We start from the raw sequence: 15,670 nt of genomic DNA on the forward strand, positions 1-15,670 counted from the left end.
GCAATGCCGTCGTCTGCAAGTTGCTGTATCGGGTGTTTGCGGTGATCAAACGAGGGACTCCTTACGTGAAAATCTATCAACATCAGATAACCGAATCTTCTTGACTAAGTCTTAGAATACCAAAAAATTCACCGCCTGAGTAAATTATCGCTGCGTTCTCTCCACCTCCGCTAAAATCATTGAACTCGACCCGCTGAGGCCCGCGGTTCTCAGACAGCAATGATTTCTTCACGCTTCGGCTACGCTCTCTTTCCCAGCGAAATTTACATTAGGGCGGATATTGGAATTAGTAATTGTTGGAAGGAGATTTATCAGACAACACGTTCTTCAAATATTGTTTCCAATCTAATTTCCCTTTCCATGTATTGTTTTAACTTTTTATCTGTGCCGAGGTTATCCGACATTTTAAAGCATTTACTTCTTGAAGCGCACTCTAATACAAAGATTTACCCCGGTTTTTATCTCCTGCAGTTTGAACTACTTTTTTTATATTGAAGCAAAATCCTAACCATCAAACTTATTCAGATAGAATATGGAATCACTCGACCGGGAAATTCAGGGAAAGGTTAACAATTGGTTAAATGGGAATTACGATGAGGATACGAAAGCTGCGTTACGGGAAAAGCTGAATAACGGGAAATATGAGGAGTTAACGGACGCTTTTTACAAAGACCTGGAGTTCGGTACCGGTGGAATACGTGGGATTATGGGCGTGGGATCGAACCGCGTGAATAAATATACTCTTGGTATGGCCACACAGGGACTGAGTAACTTCCTGAATAAAAACTATCCCGATGAACAGGTCAAAGTAGCCATTGCACACGACTGCCGGAATAATTCAGAAACTCTTTCCCAGGTTGTGGCGGATGTTTTTTCCGCCAATGGCATCCATGTATACCTGTTTGATGGACTGCGCCCAACACCTGAGCTCTCGTTTGCCATTCGCGAGCTGGACTGTCACGGCGGCGTCATGCTGACCGCTTCCCACAATCCGAAAGAATACAACGGTTACAAGGCATATGGAGCCGACGGCGGGCAGCTGGTCTCACCCTATGACAAACAGGTGATGGAAGAGGTGCAGAAAATTGAAAGTATTGATGAGGTCAAGTTTGAGGGCAATCCCAAACATATTGAACGAATTGGTAAAGAGATCGATGAAAAATACCTGGATGCCATTGCCCAACTTTCGATATCGCGGGATGCAATCAAGCGGCAAAAGGATTTGAAAATTGTCTTCTCTCCCATCCACGGTACGGCTGGTGTTATCGCTCCCCCGGCACTCAAGCGGTATGGATTTGAAAACGTCACGCTTGTTGAGGAGCAGATGGAGTTCAATGGCGATTTCCCCACGGTGGAGTATCCGAATCCCGAGGAGAAGGAAGCGCTGACGCTGGCACTGAATAAAGCCAAGGAAATTGATGCAGAGCTCGTTATGGCTACCGACCCAGATGCGGACCGCGTGGGCATTGCCGTAAAAAACACCAAGGGTGAATGGACGCTTCTGAATGGGAACCAAACCGGTACGCTGCTGATCAACTACATGCTGAACGCCTGGAAAGAAGCGGGCAAGCTGACCGGTAATGAATATATCGTTAAAACGATTGTCACCTCCTACCTGATTGACCGTATTGCCAAAGAATATGGCGTGGAGTGCTACAACACACTCACCGGCTTCAAATACATCGGGGAACTGATGACCAAGTTCGAGGGCAAGAAAAAGTTCATCGCCGGCGGTGAGGAGAGCTACGGCTACCTGGTGGGTGAACACGTCCGCGACAAGGATGCCATCGTCTCGTCTACAATTATTGCTGAAATGACGGCTTATTACAAAGATAAAGGAAGTAGCCTCTTTGAAGCCCTGCTCGATATGTATGTGGAGCACGGGTATTTCCGTGAAAAGCTGGTCTCGGTATACAAGCGCGGCAAAACCGGTGCCGAGGAGATCCAGAAAATGCTGAAAAATTATCGCAACAACCCACCCAAAAAGCTTGCAGGTTCAAAGGTTGTGGTCATAAAGGATTACAAAACCGGCAAAGAAAAAAATATCAAAACAGGCAAAACCTCGGATATTGATCTGCCCAGCTCCAACGTGCTCCAGTTTGTCACTGAAGATGGATCCATTGTCTCAGTTCGGCCTTCAGGTACGGAACCCAAGATCAAGTTCTACTGCAGTGTGAACACCGACCTGGAAAGTCGCGCCAAATTTGAAGCCACTACTAAGAAGCTGGAGTCCAAAATGGATCAGATCATCAAAGAGTTGACTGAGTAGATGACAGCTAATCTTGGGTCATGGGTCGTGGGTATGTCATACTCACTACTCATGACTCTCTACTAACCAGATGCCCTTCTATTTATTCCAATTCTAAATTTTACTATTCCCCTTTCTAAAGCAATTCCGATTGCTATATTCTCTCAGCATCAGGAAATAAGCATAAGCAGTTAGACAATGGACTTATTTAATGAACCGGTAGTCGATGTATTTCTATACGCCCTAATCACGGCGGTAGCTACAGGCCTGGGAGCCCTGCCCTTCTTTTTCTTTAAAAAACTAACCAGGACCTGGTTGGGTATCTCCAATGCCATTGCCGCCGGACTGATGCTGGCTGCCAGTTTTGGACTCATTTATGAAGGGCTGGAATACGACCTGGGAATGACAGTTGGAGGTATCCTGGCCGGGCTGGTATTTATCATTCTAAGTCAAAAACTGTTGGATCGGCATAATGACATTCCGATAGCCAAATTGAGCCAGGCAGACGCCACGAAGATACTGCTTATTATTGGTGTTATGACGCTTCACTCCTTTACGGAAGGAGTCAGTGTGGGGGTCTCTTTTAGCGGTAGCCTTGATCTGGGGCTCTTCATCACCACCGCAATTGCAGTTCACAATATTCCCGAGGGCCTGGCAATAAGTCTTGTAATGGTACCGCGGGGTACTTCCCCATTTAAAGCGATGCTCTGGAGCATCTTCACCAGCCTTCCGCAGCCCCTGATGGCAGTGCCCGCATTCCTTTTTGTGGAAATCTTCAGGGAGTACCTGCCAGGGGGACTGGGGTTCGCGGCCGGTGCCATGATCTGGATGGTATTCGCCGAGCTGGTCCCCGATGCTCTTGAAGATGCCCACCCGCGGACAGTGGCACTTACCGTTACAATTTCAGTGGCACTGATGATTCTTTTCCAAGCATTGATCGGGTAGAATATTCTCTAGCATTTGAACCACATTTCGGGATCACGAAACAAGTTTCACACAAAAGAGTGTTTTTTTCAAAGAGGAAAAACTAAAATACTCACCCTAGAATCCTAGATGTTATTCAATCTGGCTACCCAAGAATTTATCACTTTGGAGCTTTATTGGCTTTTCACAGATAGCTGCAAGGATTCTCTGGACTCTGAGGCCACACCCGGAACTTAGATGTTTTTCTTCAACGACTCGACAATTCAACAGTTCAACAAAAAAGCAATAGTTTTCACAGCCTCTCAAAATGAATATCTGAGTAGGTTAATTGAAGAAGACCTCAAAACGAAAGCCCTACCCCAAACTGCAGGCGCTTGTAGGTAATGTCTGTTTCTATAATACGGTTGCCCCACAGTTCTTGCTCATAGCGGGCGTGGTCAACATTGTAGCCGGCTTCCAGGTACCAGCCAAAGTTGTGCCTGGTGGCAAAATGAACCCCAAATTTTGGATTTATCAAGAACCCGCCATCGTGATTCTCCAGCTCCAGACTTTTATCTCCCAGCACACTAAAATTGTATCCCAGTCCCAGCGATACGTAGGGAGAAACATTTGCCTCCAGGAATTTATAAGTAGCTTCAAGGAAAAACGGGATCAGGTTCAACGGATCATTATAGCGGGTAAATCCCAAACCTATACCCACAGAAAATCGGGAAGAAAACTGGTAGCCGTTCACGACCTGAAGTCGCAGTGTGGTGGTATCGTCTCCCGGCAGGACCTCAATGCCGGTCCGGTTCATATATCCCGAAGCCTTGTAATATTGGGGAGAGGGTATTCTTTCTTTTTTGATGCTCTCAACTTCATCCAACAACACCAGGATCACATTCCGACCTACAGTTTTGATCAACAGTGATTCCTGGGTCTCATCTCTCTGGATGACCTCTCCCCGTATAATTTCTCCATTCTTAAAATAGATTACCTCCTCCATTTTCGGCTGGCCCTCCATAGGTTGTGCCCAAATCAGCAATACCAACGAAACCAGAACCAACATCAACCATTCATTTCTCATAACAATCAGTTTGCGCTTGTCCCAACCGGGATGGTGCTTAAGTGATTTAAATTCTCGATATCACTGTAGTCATATTGGACAATGCCACTCTCCCCGGTCACCATCAGAACATTATTGTAGGGTATTACATCATATGTTTTTAGATCCTTGATGTGTCGCAGCAGTTTGATATTCCTGGGATCACTTGCATCCATAACTTTGAGGCCATGCTCCCCCTCGCTCACAAACAGGTTCCCGTTATCTATGCCAAGCCCGTGCGGGCTGATCATCTCATAGAAGGCAATTTTTTGGGGACTATAGGGATCCTGCACATCAATGACCTCCAGGCGGTTAACGGCGCGCGGACATCGTTCTCCTTGGCGTAGCGTAACAAATGCATGATTACCCTCCACCACTACCGGGTCGCACGCCGTCAGGTGGGTATAAATTGACATCTGTTTTGGTGTTTCCGGCGTTGTTATATCAAAAATATACATGGCACTTTCTGACCCGATATACAGGTTTTGCTCATGGGGGAATATGGTTTCAATAGCCCAACCCAGATCCTGTCTATCCACTTTTGTAGGCTCTTGATCAGATATATCAAATGTAACCAAGTTGATATCGTCCACTGCATACAGGTAATCCCCGGTGATGGCAAACCGGGCCATGGAACCACCAACGCCGCTATTACCGCCAGACTCAGCCACTGCTCCTGAACCAGCATTCATTGCATCAAATAGTACACCTCCCCTTTCATAGTAATAGCAGTCGCCCTGGCATATCTCTTCCACCTCAACTTTCTTCCAATCTACCACAATGCCCTTTGAATTATCTACCGGCTGGTAGGGATAACCCCGGACCATTGTGGCAGAAAAAGAAAACACATCTTCTATTCGCTTTATGAGTTCGGGATTCTGCAGATCCTCAATATTGAAAACAAGGAGATCGCTGTGTGAATCGGCATATAAACGATCGCCTTTTACGGCTATATCTTTGTTGGAAGGAATATTAATGAATCCAACCTTGCTCGGTGATGACGGATCACTGTTATCAATGATGTGAACGCCCTTGTTTGTTTCATTAACAAAAAGATAGTCGTTGTAAAAATAGATTTTCCCTGGTTTCCCCAATTCGCGGGGTGTCTCCATGGCCACGGCATTTTTGAACTCCTGGTCGGTCATATAGATGGGTTCATATTCAACGCGTTTAATCGTTTGCAGCTTTTTATCTTCGCATCCCATCAAACCCAGTGAAAAGACGAACACCAGGAAAAAGATCTGTTTCAGCTCGAATTTACTGCTCAAATTGGTTAGTACCCTCATATCAAACCTCACTAAATATATTAAGTAACTTGGTTTCAAACGGTATATCTCTCCGCTTCATCTTTAATACACGCGGATTAGAGCAGTAACTATTTGCGGGTTGATGGGCCACTGTATAATCCTGAATCCACTACCTAACGCTATTTAAAAATGTTTTTACACTACGAGGCTAGAATTTAAACCCCAAATTCATTAATTATGCCCTTTAAATTCACAGGGTTAACAACAAATAAATCTGGGGATATATAATCATAAATGGGGTTACTATATATTTTAAGTTTCTTTCTTGTGTTCAATGGTGGCAACTTTGAAACACAAAATCCTGATTCAACAGATCAGCAACCGATCACCTCTTCAATTAATTTTTATGTTGACTGTCGCGGGTGCAGCGAATCATATATCCAGAATGAAATAAATTTTGTACAGTTTGTCCGGGATATGACGGATGCGGATGTGCACCTTTTGGTCACCCGGCAGTGGACAGGTACGGGAGGCAGTGAGTACAGGCTTCGTTTTATTGGACAAAATAGGTATCGCGGTCGCAATGATACCCTCACCTACCAGTCGTACCAATCGGATACGCAGGATGTTCGGCGGAGGGGACTTGTGCAAAAAATAAAAACAGGACTGCTGCCCTACCTGATGGATACCGGCATCATCCATGATCTTTCTATTACCTATGAACGGGAACTGGATAACTCGCAAGTGCAGAAAGAGGATAAATGGAATCGCTGGATTTTCGAGGTTGGGATGAGCTCATTCATTGATGGCGAAGATACCCGGAGCAGAGTAAACGTTTGGGGTGATGTTTCGGCATCCCGGATCACAAAAAACTGGAAAACAAATTTTGAGATCGATAAAAATTTCAGGCGCCGGAGCTTCAAGGATGACGATACCACGGAAACCTATATCACTGAAAGTAACCGTTTCCGGGGCATCGTCGCCAGAAGCCTCAATAGTCACTGGTCACTCGGACTGTTCACCGAGGCGACTACGTCCACACGGAATAATTACGACCTTCGCCTCGGGGGATCTCCGGCTATTGAGTACAATATTTTTCCCTATTCGGAATACACCGAGCGTGAAATAAGTTTCCGATACGTGATGCTGACTACCTATAATAATTATGACCAAATCACGGTATATGGCAAATGGGATGAGCTCTTGATTCAAAACCGGTTTTCAGCCAATATGGAATTTACCCAGCCGTGGGGAGAAATTGAGGGTGACGTCGAGCTGTATTCCTACATGCGGGACTGGTCGAAAAACAGGGCTGTGTTCGATCTCGAATTCGACTTCCAGGTAACACGCGGGTTATCGATGAACCTATCCGGGCGATACTCGCTGGTGAATGATCAGTTGTCACTCCCGGCCGAGGACCTTTCGGAAGAGGAGCAGCTTCTGAACCTGAAGGAACCGCCCACCTCCTTCTACTACAACGCCTCCATCGGTTTTGAATATGCTTTTGGATCGATCTACAGCAATGTGGTGAATCCACGGTTTTAACAGCTTTCATAAGAAATAAAACCTCCCGGCAAAAAAGTAGGGAGGTTTTTATTTCCGTGATAATATTTTTCAGTTTATTGTTCTTCGCCATTCACCAGCATTGTGCTCAACTTTTCACCGCCTTTTATCCCAAAATCGAGCGTACGAATGGGGAACGGAATATCGATGCCATTCTCGTCAAATGCACCTTTGATAGCAATAATTGCATCACTCTGAGCTTGCCAATAATCAACATTGGAATGGAAATCCACCCAGAAACGGATAACAAAATTTATTGAGCTCCCCCCGAATTCATTATAGAAGAATTCCACATCCCTGTTTTTATCGATTGTGTCCAAGCTCTCTACAGCTTGTACGGCCAAGTTACGCGCTTTCTCCAGGTCATCTCCGTAGGAAACACCACACGCCAGGTCGATGCGCCGTTCATTACCCTTAGTGAAATTTTGCAGGGGACTGTCAAACACCGATTTGTTTGGAATATATACGATCTGTCCCTGGGGCGTTTTTAAAATCGTGTTTCTCAAATTCAACTTTTGAACCTTCCCATAAAACCCATTGGTTTCAATAATATCGCCAATTCCAAAGGGGTGGCGCACAGAAAGCATAACGCCGGAAATAAAGTTGGAGGCGATATCCTGAAATGCAAAACCTATGGCCAGACCGATGATACCGGCACCGGCAAGGATTGAGGTCACCGTATCTTCCAGTTGTAAGATTTGTAGGGCAAATACAATACCAATACCGACAACCAACACTCCCACCACCGTTTCCAGCAGATTGATAATAGTTCGGTTGCTGGTGGTCTTTACAAGGAGTTTGCTTATCGCCTTGCGCACCAGTTTGCCAATGACAATAAATATAATCAACACCACCACGGCAACGGCCAGGTTGGGCAGCATCTGGATGCCAGCCTCTAACCAACTCTGCAGTTTTCCTGCAATAAGTTTATATGCATCAGTTGCGTCTGTAATATTCATTCAATCCTCATTTAATTACTGTTGGTTTATTCGATAGTTACAATTAGAATGAACAAGTTAGCATTCCAAAATGAAATCCTTTTATGGTATATTAATTTTTATAAGTTATTTGGACCAATGAAATAACAATGGGAATGTAAAGCAGGCATTACCTGTTATTTATATTCACAATTCACATTCACTTTAATCAAAAATTTTTGACACTATTATGCCTAAAAGAAAAGCTGAAGCTATTTGGAACGGTGATTTAAAGGGTGGAAAAGGAACGATGAAATTTGGGAGTGGAGCTTATGAAGGTGCCTACTCTTTTGCTTCTCGCTTTGAAAATGGGAAAGGAACAAACCCGGAAGAGCTTATTGGGGCGGCACACGCCGGGTGCTTCTCGATGGCTCTCTCCGCAGCACTGGCTGAACAGGGCTACTCCCCCAAATCTGTTGAAACCCATGCAGAAGTAAATCTAGACCTCTCTGGTGACGGTCCCTCCATTGCTGAGATTACACTCAACACTACAGCCAGCATACCGGATATCGGTGATGACGATTTCCAGAAAATTGCTGAAGATGCCAAAAACAACTGCCCTGTCTCAAAGGCACTAGCCGGGCCCAAAATTATACTAAAAGCCAAGTTGAAATAGTTTTCTCTGACCTCGGGCCTTCGCCCGGGGTTTTATTTTTTCGGTAAGATCTTCTTTTTCCATTTCTTCTGTTAGTATTATGAATAAACTAATTTTACTTTTTGCAATTTGTGTCCTGTTCATAGCATACGGTTGCACTCCTGAGGAGAATCCAGAACCTACCGCATCCCCAGCTCCATCAAATGCTGCAACTGTTGAATTTGCTGAGAGTGCGAAAGCCGTTACCCCTCTGCTGACCGGCACACAAATTCCCAACGGACAGCTTCGAACCACTTCAGGTGATACCGTCCAGTTGATGAACCTAGTAAGTGAACAACCCACCGTTTTCATCTTTTATCGCGGCGGGTGGTGCCCATACTGCAACAAGCATATGGCTGAACTTCAGCAGGCACAGAGCAAGCTTACAGAGATGGGATACCGAATTCTGGCCATAAGTCCTGATAGCCCCGAGTACCTGCAGAAGAGTGTTTCGGAACACAATCTCGGCTACACGCTGCTTTCTGACAGTCCAATGGAAGTCACATCGGCATTTGGACTTGCCTACAAAGTCGACCAAGAGACCGTTGACAGGTACAAAGAAAATGGCCTTGACCTGGCCAATCGCTCCGGTTATGATCACTACCTGTTGCCGGTACCCGCAGTATTTTTGGTAGACACCAATGGAATGATACGATTCCAGTACGTAAACCCCGACTATACCACCCGAATTAACAAAAATGTGCTTTTGACTGCTGCGGAAGAATATTACCCGGAAACTACCAGCTAAATACGGTTTCGTAGTTCTCAAATGATTTTCAAAGAAAATTAACCCTCAATAACTCTTATTGTTTCCGGGCTATAGTTTGTATCTTTGGGGCTATGGATACTACTGAAAAAACAACTCAAAAAACCGACCTCAAAAGTCTCACCAAACAGGAATTACAAGCTTTCTCTGAAGAACTGGGATTGCAGTCCTACCGTAGCGACCAGATCTTTCAGTGGCTTTATCAGAAAGGTGTTTCCACATTTGAGGAGATGACAAACCTTTCGAAGGACCTGCGCACAGAGCTTGAAGAAATTGCGGCAGTAAACCGCATTCAATACGTCCGTCACCAGGAGTCGCAGGACGGTACCATGAAGTTCCTGTTCAAACTGGAGGGGGAGGAGGACCACAAAATTGAATCGGTGCTTATCCCTGATTTTTACCCTGATGGAGTTCCGAATCGGCTCACGGTTTGTGTATCCTCACAGGTTGGATGCGTGTTTGGATGTTCCTTCTGTGCCACGGGCAAGATGGGTTTTTTTACGAACCTAACACATGGTGAGATTGTCGACCAGGTACAGTACATCAATGAAGTCTGTGAACAGCGATATGGAAAAGGCGTCACCAACATCGTCTATATGGGGATGGGTGAGCCGCTGCATAATTACCAGGCGGTCGTGCAGTCAGCCGATATTTTGACGGATGAGCTTGGGCTTGGACTATCACCAAAACGCATCACTGTTTCCACGGTTGGACTCACTAAACAGATTAAGAAGCTGGCCGACCAGCGGCAGCCTTTCAACCTGGCAATTTCGCTTCACGCCGCTAATGATGAAAAACGGGACGAGATCATGCCGATCAACAATTCCATGAACCTGGAGCAGCTGGAGGAAGCCGTCAAATATTACTACAACAAACTCCACCGCCCGATCACTTACGAGTACTTGCTATTCGACGAGTTCAATGATTCGGTGGAAGATGCCCGCCAGCTGGCAGAGATTGTCCATTGGGCACCAAGCAAGGTAAATATTATTATGTATAACGATGTGTCAGGCGTTAAGCTGAAACGTGCACGTGAACAGCGCCTGGATAAATTCATGCAGGAACTTATAAGCCATGACGTGACGGCCACGGTAAGGCGCAGCCGCGGAGATGACATCGATGCCGGTTGTGGTCAACTTGTCATCAAAGAGGGACAAAAAGGCAAGACCATCTCTAAAAACTAAAATCCATTCACGTCAGTTCGAGATAAAACCTGTCATTGCGAAGGAATAAGTGACCATCGGGTTCCCGAATAGTTTCGGGTGGCACTCTCACGGTGCTGAACCGAAAACGGACGGGGGAGATCGCCACGTCGACCTCATGGTTAAGCCAACAAGTAGGTATAATGTCTCCTCGCGATGACAGTTCCTGTTTGAGTGATTCTTATGTCAAAACAAAGTCAAATAATCTCAATGGTTGCTGGGAGGTAGTTGCACTACCGACCTAAAAGCTTCGGGTGTGCAACACTCTCACGACGCAACTTGAAGAAAAGATATTGGGATTTGGAGAATTGCGTTTTGCGATTTAATTATTAATCATGGATGAAATTAAAGATGCGGCCGAAGCGTGGTAACCATCGCTCGGAATCCCACGAGAAGTAGATCATTCCCGCCTTGCCCACTACGTGATCCTGTGGTACAAAACCCCAATAGCGGCTGTCTTCGCTGTCATCGCGGTTATCCCCCATCATAAAATAGTAATCCTGCTGGAGCGTGTACGTGGAATCCACTTCACCATTAAGATAAAGCTGATCCCCCCGCCACTCTGCATTATTTCGTTCATACCGAGTGATAATATTCTCATAGATATGCCAGTTGTCACGCGTGAGGGTCACTTCCTGCCCTTCAAAAGGCACAACAATGGGTGGCAGATGATCATGATTCATGAAACCTGATGAGAAGTTAAAGTCGCGCCGGCCAAATTCGTTGAAATCCTCGGGCAGAACGTGCAGTTGTACATTTTGCACTTCAGGCCATTGCCTGATTGTTTCAGCTACACCACTCGTCATGTTTACACGGTAGCTGTTTTGTCCCTGGGATCCAATGAGCGTTCCCCCCGCATTTTCAACTTTGGCGGGACTCAAACGCACTCGTTCACGCACCTGTACCGTATATTTTTTTTGGATACCCGGGGCCTGCTCCGAAAGATTGCCGTTCACATAGACCATCTTATCGCGAATAGAAAGCGTGTCCCCCGGCATGCCCACACTTCGCTTAATGTAATTCGTTTTGGCAGCAATCGGTGCGATATCTATCGGGTAGTTAAAGACCACGATGTCATTGCGTTTGACTTCCGTAAAACCGGGTATGCGTATCCATGGCAGATCAACGCCCGGCAGGTAAATATTGGTGAATGGAATGCCGATTACCATTGGAGTGCGTGGACCGTAGCTCACTTTTGAAACCACCAGGAAGTCCCCTGTAAGCAGGGTTTCTTCCATTGATGGGGTGGGTATACGATACGCTTCAAAGAAAAAAGTTCTGATAATTAGTGCTGCAATCGCTGCGAAAAGAAGGGCGTCCAGCCACTCCCGAGCCCAATGTTTAGCTTTCTCATGCTCTTCATCTCGCCTTCTTCGTCGCGAGCTCTTCTCGCTGTTCTTCTCAACTACGTCTTCTGCCAATGCTGTTTCCTTCCTAATCTGTTATTAATAGGTGTATTCTATCGTCATACCCTCAGGAGAATCGATCTCTCTGGTCGTTAACTCCCCGTTCTGATACCGTACATTGAACCACTGCTCCCGTTCGGGTGAGTAAAAATAGTCCTGGAATTCGCCCAGGTTGTCCACCGACATCAACTTTTGCGATAATGTCCGTTTAATTTGCGGCATCAGGTCGATATACTGGCTGGCTCCACCATAAACCAGTCCCTGTCCAAACGGCCCGTCTATATCGAGTACCATCATCGGGATACTGTCGTCAACCGTAAACCAGTACTCAAACTGGATAGCTTTGCCGGGACGAAAATTTTCTTCATTTATCAGATCCTCAAGTGTCTGGGTGGGATCGCCATACCGGGCCTGCAGGCGGGCACGTACCTCATCTGTTTTTTTCCTGTCTATTTGAGTCTCCTGGTACAATCCCTGCCCGGTCCATTTTATTTCTGAAAACCGCTGCATGAACTCCTGGCGCTGATCATGCGGTACCTTTTTGATTTCGGGTTCATCAAATTGTGCAAGCGCGGATGTGAAAAGCACAAAAAAAAGAACGGCTGTAGCCGTAATACGTCGCAGTAAAATCATAAGAGCAAATTCAATTAAATGTAGTGTTAATAAGTTTGTGATACTTCTAAACGATGGTTAATCATTATCATCCATCGAAAGAACGGCAAGAAACGCTTCCTGCGGCACTTCAACTGTACCGACCTGTTTCATACGCTTTTTCCCTTCCTTCTGTTTCTCAATCAGTTTTCGTTTTCGGGAGACATCACCGCCATAGCACTTCGCGGTAACATCTTTTCGGATAGCCCGGATTGTTTCGCGAGCAATAACCCGCGAGCCGGTAGCGGCCTGTACCGGAACTTCAAACTGCTGTTTTGGGATCAACTCTTTCAATTTCTTGCAGAGCTTGCGCCCCTGTTCATACGCCTTGTCACGGTGTATAATACTGGAGAGCGCATCCACAGGTTCCTCATTAAGCAAGATATCCAAACGAACCAGGTCGCTCTTTCGGTATTCAAGGAAATCATAATCGAGTGATGCATAGCCACGGGTACCACTTTTCAATCGATCATAGAAATCAAAAACGACCTCTGCCATCGGCAGTTCGTAGGATATTTCCACGCGTCCACCCTGCATATGCAGCTGGTTCACGTACACGCCCCGCTTGTCTTGACAAAGCTTCATCACCGGGCCGATAAATTCACTTGGTGTCAGGATTGTCGCCTTAATGAACGGTTCATAGACCGCCTCCCGCTCACCCGGATCGGGCATGTCGCTGGGGTTGTCTACTATAATCGTTTTTTTCTCTCCCTTATTGTTCACATCCACTTTGTATTCCACATTCGGTACCGTAGTGATGATGTCAATATCAAATTCACGGTCCAGGCGCTCCTGCACAATCTCCATATGAAGCATGCCCAGGAATCCAGCGCGGAATCCAAAGCCAAGCGCTTCAGAAGTTTCGGGTTGATACGTCAGAGAGGCATCATTGAGTTGCAGCTTTTCGAGTGCAGAACGCAGATCCTCAAAATCATCCGACTGGGTAGGGAAGAGTCCGCTGAACACCATAGGCTTAGGCTCCTGGTAACCGGGAATCGGCTTATCAGCTGGATTCTCCGACGTGGTGAGCGTGTCACCCACGCGGGCATCCTGCAGTGATTTTACGCTTCCGATCACATACCCCACTTCACCGGCCTCCAGGCGATCGGTTTGTACCTGTTTCATCATCAGGTAGCCGATCTCCTCTGCATCATACTCCTTGCCGGTGGCCATAAAACGGATGCCGTCGCCTTTATTGAGTGCACCCTCCATCACGCGAACGTACACGATAGAACCGCGATAGGTGTTGAAAACAGAATCAAAAATGAGTGCGCGCAGCGGTTTGTCAGTTTCTCTTTTAGGGCCGGGAATTCGTTCTACAATTGCTTCCAGTAGCTCATTGACACCTTCGCCCGTTTTACCAGAAACTTTCAGGATGTCATCGTGATCACAGCCGATCAGATCGACAATCTGCTGTCCGACTCCTTCGATATCAGCGCCTGGCAGATCAATTTTGTTGAGCACCGGCACAATCTCCAGGTCCTGATCGATCGCCTGGTAAAGAGTTGAAATGGTTTGTGCCTCAATTCCCTGGGCGGCATCAACAACCAACAGAGCCCCTTCACAAGCTTTTAGTGCGCGAGATACTTCGTAGGAAAAATCGACGTGACCGGGGGTATCGATAAGATTATAAATCACTTTCTCGCCGCTGGGACGCTCATAATCCATCTTGATAGCGTGGCTTTTAATGGTAATACCACGCTCGCGTTCCAGGTCCATATCGTCGAGAATCTGCTCCTTCATCTCCCGCTCTGTGATGGCTCCGGTACGCTCCAACAAGCGGTCAGCCAGGGTCGATTTCCCATGGTCGATATGAGCGATAATGCAAAAGTTGCGAATTTCAGGCATAAACAATCTGCTTACAATGGTGAAAGTACTCAGAAAAAAGAACGCTCAAGATACAAATTTAGTGGAGGGATTGCATACTGCCTACAAAATAAATATAGGAAACAACAACTAATCCAGAGAGTGGTTAAAGATACAAGCGCAAATAAAAGTTAATTTTCACACATACCCTTGCATGTGATGTCTGCGTAGTATGCCCGTTCTTCGGTCTCCTCGTCCATAAGTTTATAATAAATATAAAATTGATGGTACATTGAATTTGCAATTTCATCGCGATAGTAGGCCGTATCCCCTACAACTTCATAAATAAAAAAATCAATCACTTCTTCTTCGTATGTACCTAGAATTTCATTTTTAGGTTTTGCGTAGGACTCATCCGGTTTTAGTACGGGAAGGGATGTTTCTTCCAGCGGTATTTTGTTTTCGGGGTTGATGTCATGGTTAACATTCGACCAACCTATATCCACAATCATGGCATGATCTGTTTTGTTTATCACTTTGATCGGATCCTCGTTACCAATAAATGTAGCCGTAACGGTAACCTCTTCAAAAGGCTTGGATTTCTTTAGTGATAAACTTGTTTTTACTTCTACTGTCGTATCAGCCCTATGAAACTTTAGGCAACGAATTTGGTCCTTTTCAGAGCTGATTAAATTGGCTCTAAATTTTCCCAATGCCCCTAGTAGTATTTCAGGGTGCAACACGCCCTCAGTTCTACAGTTATTTTTATGGCTGGTTAATAAAATTCTTTCATTACTAATCGGCTTTCCATAATCGTAATAAACTTCACCTTCGACAATTGCCTGATATATTTCTCCGCTGTCTGAATTTGACCTACAGGAAGGCAATAAAATAAAAATAAAGATGCATACCCCTATATTTCTCATAGTGATGAACCCGATTAAATAAGAATACAATAACATGTTTACCGATTGGATTCATGAGCATGAAATCCATAAAACCTCTCAGACATCCCGGACCTCCGACGGCTGTCGAAGATCTCAAGAGGGTCGGTAGCGCTGATTAATTCAAATAACCTCATCAACGCTTATTGGCATTGCGAGATCCTGAATCAAGTTCAGGATGACTGAAAATACTGTTTCCAATCGATAAATGCGCTACA

General features: G+C 45.6%; 13 protein-coding genes. 6 read left to right on the forward strand and 7 right to left on the reverse strand.

The genetic code is table 11. From position 1 onward, the window contains the following. The first annotated feature begins 532 nt into the window (after positions 1-532). Together NC796_RS19300 and NC796_RS19305 are read left to right on the forward strand one after the other, a co-directional pair. Positions 533-2,269, forward strand: coding sequence for a phospho-sugar mutase (locus tag NC796_RS19300; protein ID WP_310686831.1), 1,737 nt, complete (start codon positions 533-535; stop codon positions 2,267-2,269). Positions 2,270-2,446: 177 nt separating this feature from the next. Further along, the gene (locus NC796_RS19305) at positions 2,447-3,193 is read left to right on the forward strand and encodes a ZIP family metal transporter (RefSeq protein WP_310686833.1); all 747 of its coding nucleotides are present in this window, start codon (positions 2,447-2,449) and stop codon (positions 3,191-3,193) included. Positions 3,194-3,512: 319 nt separating this feature from the next. Here NC796_RS19305 and NC796_RS19310 read toward each other — a convergent pair whose 3' ends face one another. Next, positions 3,513-4,238 carry a hypothetical protein gene (locus NC796_RS19310; RefSeq protein ID WP_310686834.1) on the reverse strand — a complete coding sequence of 242 codons (726 nt, stop codon included), beginning with the start codon at positions 4,236-4,238 and terminating at the stop codon, positions 3,513-3,515. Between the two features lie 5 nt (positions 4,239-4,243). Next, on the reverse strand, positions 4,244-5,542 hold the full coding sequence (locus NC796_RS19315) for a hypothetical protein (protein WP_310686836.1): 1,299 nt from the start codon (positions 5,540-5,542) through the stop codon (positions 4,244-4,246). Positions 5,543-5,797: 255 nt separating this feature from the next. Here NC796_RS19315 and NC796_RS19320 point away from each other — a divergent pair, with 255 nt between their 5' ends. Then, positions 5,798-7,048: a hypothetical protein gene (locus tag NC796_RS19320; RefSeq protein ID WP_310686838.1), complete on the forward strand. Its 1,251-nt coding sequence runs from the start codon at positions 5,798-5,800 to the stop codon at positions 7,046-7,048. 74 nt (positions 7,049-7,122) lie between these two features. On the opposite strand, the gene NC796_RS19325 is transcribed toward NC796_RS19320, so the two are convergent. Continuing rightward, a complete protein-coding gene (locus NC796_RS19325) occupies positions 7,123-8,025 on the reverse strand; it encodes a mechanosensitive ion channel family protein (RefSeq protein WP_310686840.1) in 903 nt (300 codons plus the stop codon). Positions 8,026-8,233: 208 nt separating this feature from the next. Here NC796_RS19325 and NC796_RS19330 point away from each other — a divergent pair, with 208 nt between their 5' ends. The 3 genes from NC796_RS19330 (at position 8,234) to rlmN (ending at position 10,627) form a co-directional block, all read left to right on the forward strand. After that, positions 8,234-8,659 (forward strand): OsmC family protein, encoded by a 426-nt coding sequence (locus NC796_RS19330; protein ID WP_310686841.1) that lies wholly within the window; start codon positions 8,234-8,236, stop codon positions 8,657-8,659. Between the two features lie 79 nt (positions 8,660-8,738). Next, positions 8,739-9,425 carry a peroxiredoxin-like family protein gene (locus NC796_RS19335; protein ID WP_310686843.1) on the forward strand — a complete coding sequence of 229 codons (687 nt, stop codon included), beginning with the start codon at positions 8,739-8,741 and terminating at the stop codon, positions 9,423-9,425. Between the two features lie 92 nt (positions 9,426-9,517). Further along, entirely contained in the window at positions 9,518-10,627 is a 1,110-nt protein-coding gene (gene rlmN, locus NC796_RS19340; RefSeq protein WP_310686845.1) for a 23S rRNA (adenine(2503)-C(2))-methyltransferase RlmN, read from the forward strand. Positions 10,628-10,974: 347 nt separating this feature from the next. On the opposite strand, the gene lepB is transcribed toward rlmN, so the two are convergent. The 4 genes from lepB to NC796_RS19360 form a co-directional block, all read right to left on the reverse strand. After that, positions 10,975-12,066, reverse strand: coding sequence for a signal peptidase I (gene lepB, locus NC796_RS19345; protein ID WP_310686847.1), 1,092 nt, complete (start codon positions 12,064-12,066; stop codon positions 10,975-10,977). A 24-nt stretch (positions 12,067-12,090) separates the two neighbouring features. Then, complete coding sequence (locus NC796_RS19350; protein WP_310686849.1) at positions 12,091-12,684, reverse strand: hypothetical protein; 594 nt, start codon at positions 12,682-12,684, stop codon at positions 12,091-12,093. Positions 12,685-12,741: 57 nt separating this feature from the next. After that, positions 12,742-14,550, reverse strand: a complete 1,809-nt coding sequence (gene lepA, locus NC796_RS19355; protein WP_310686851.1) for a translation elongation factor 4 — start codon at positions 14,548-14,550, stop codon at positions 12,742-12,744. A 149-nt stretch (positions 14,551-14,699) separates the two neighbouring features. After that, entirely contained in the window at positions 14,700-15,434 is a 735-nt protein-coding gene (locus tag NC796_RS19360; RefSeq protein WP_310686853.1) for a hypothetical protein, read from the reverse strand. Positions 15,435-15,670: the final 236 nt, after the last annotated feature.

It is taken from the genome of Aliifodinibius sp. S!AR15-10 (genome assembly GCF_031569985.1).
Lineage (GTDB): Bacteria > Bacteroidota > Rhodothermia > Balneolales > Balneolaceae > JAMQKA01.

Bases quoted from the DNA above. Each gene is read 5' to 3' on its own strand.
- NC796_RS19300 (WP_310686831.1), top strand. From the start codon at position 533: ATGGAATCACTCGACCGGGAAATTCAGGGAAAGGTTAACAATTGGTTA.
- NC796_RS19305 (WP_310686833.1), top strand. From the start codon at position 2,447: ATGGACTTATTTAATGAACCGGTAGTCGATGTATTTCTATACGCCCTA.
- NC796_RS19310 (WP_310686834.1), bottom strand. From the start codon at position 4,238: ATGAGAAATGAATGGTTGATGTTGGTTCTGGTTTCGTTGGTATTGCTG.
- NC796_RS19315 (WP_310686836.1), bottom strand. From the start codon at position 5,542: ATGAGGGTACTAACCAATTTGAGCAGTAAATTCGAGCTGAAACAGATC.
- NC796_RS19320 (WP_310686838.1), top strand. From the start codon at position 5,798: ATGGGGTTACTATATATTTTAAGTTTCTTTCTTGTGTTCAATGGTGGC.
- NC796_RS19325 (WP_310686840.1), bottom strand. From the start codon at position 8,025: ATGAATATTACAGACGCAACTGATGCATATAAACTTATTGCAGGAAAA.
- NC796_RS19330 (WP_310686841.1), top strand. From the start codon at position 8,234: ATGCCTAAAAGAAAAGCTGAAGCTATTTGGAACGGTGATTTAAAGGGT.
- NC796_RS19335 (WP_310686843.1), top strand. From the start codon at position 8,739: ATGAATAAACTAATTTTACTTTTTGCAATTTGTGTCCTGTTCATAGCA.
- rlmN (WP_310686845.1), top strand. From the start codon at position 9,518: ATGGATACTACTGAAAAAACAACTCAAAAAACCGACCTCAAAAGTCTC.
- NC796_RS19350 (WP_310686849.1), bottom strand. From the start codon at position 12,684: ATGATTTTACTGCGACGTATTACGGCTACAGCCGTTCTTTTTTTTGTG.
- lepA (WP_310686851.1), bottom strand. From the start codon at position 14,550: ATGCCTGAAATTCGCAACTTTTGCATTATCGCTCATATCGACCATGGG.
- NC796_RS19360 (WP_310686853.1), bottom strand. From the start codon at position 15,434: ATGAGAAATATAGGGGTATGCATCTTTATTTTTATTTTATTGCCTTCC.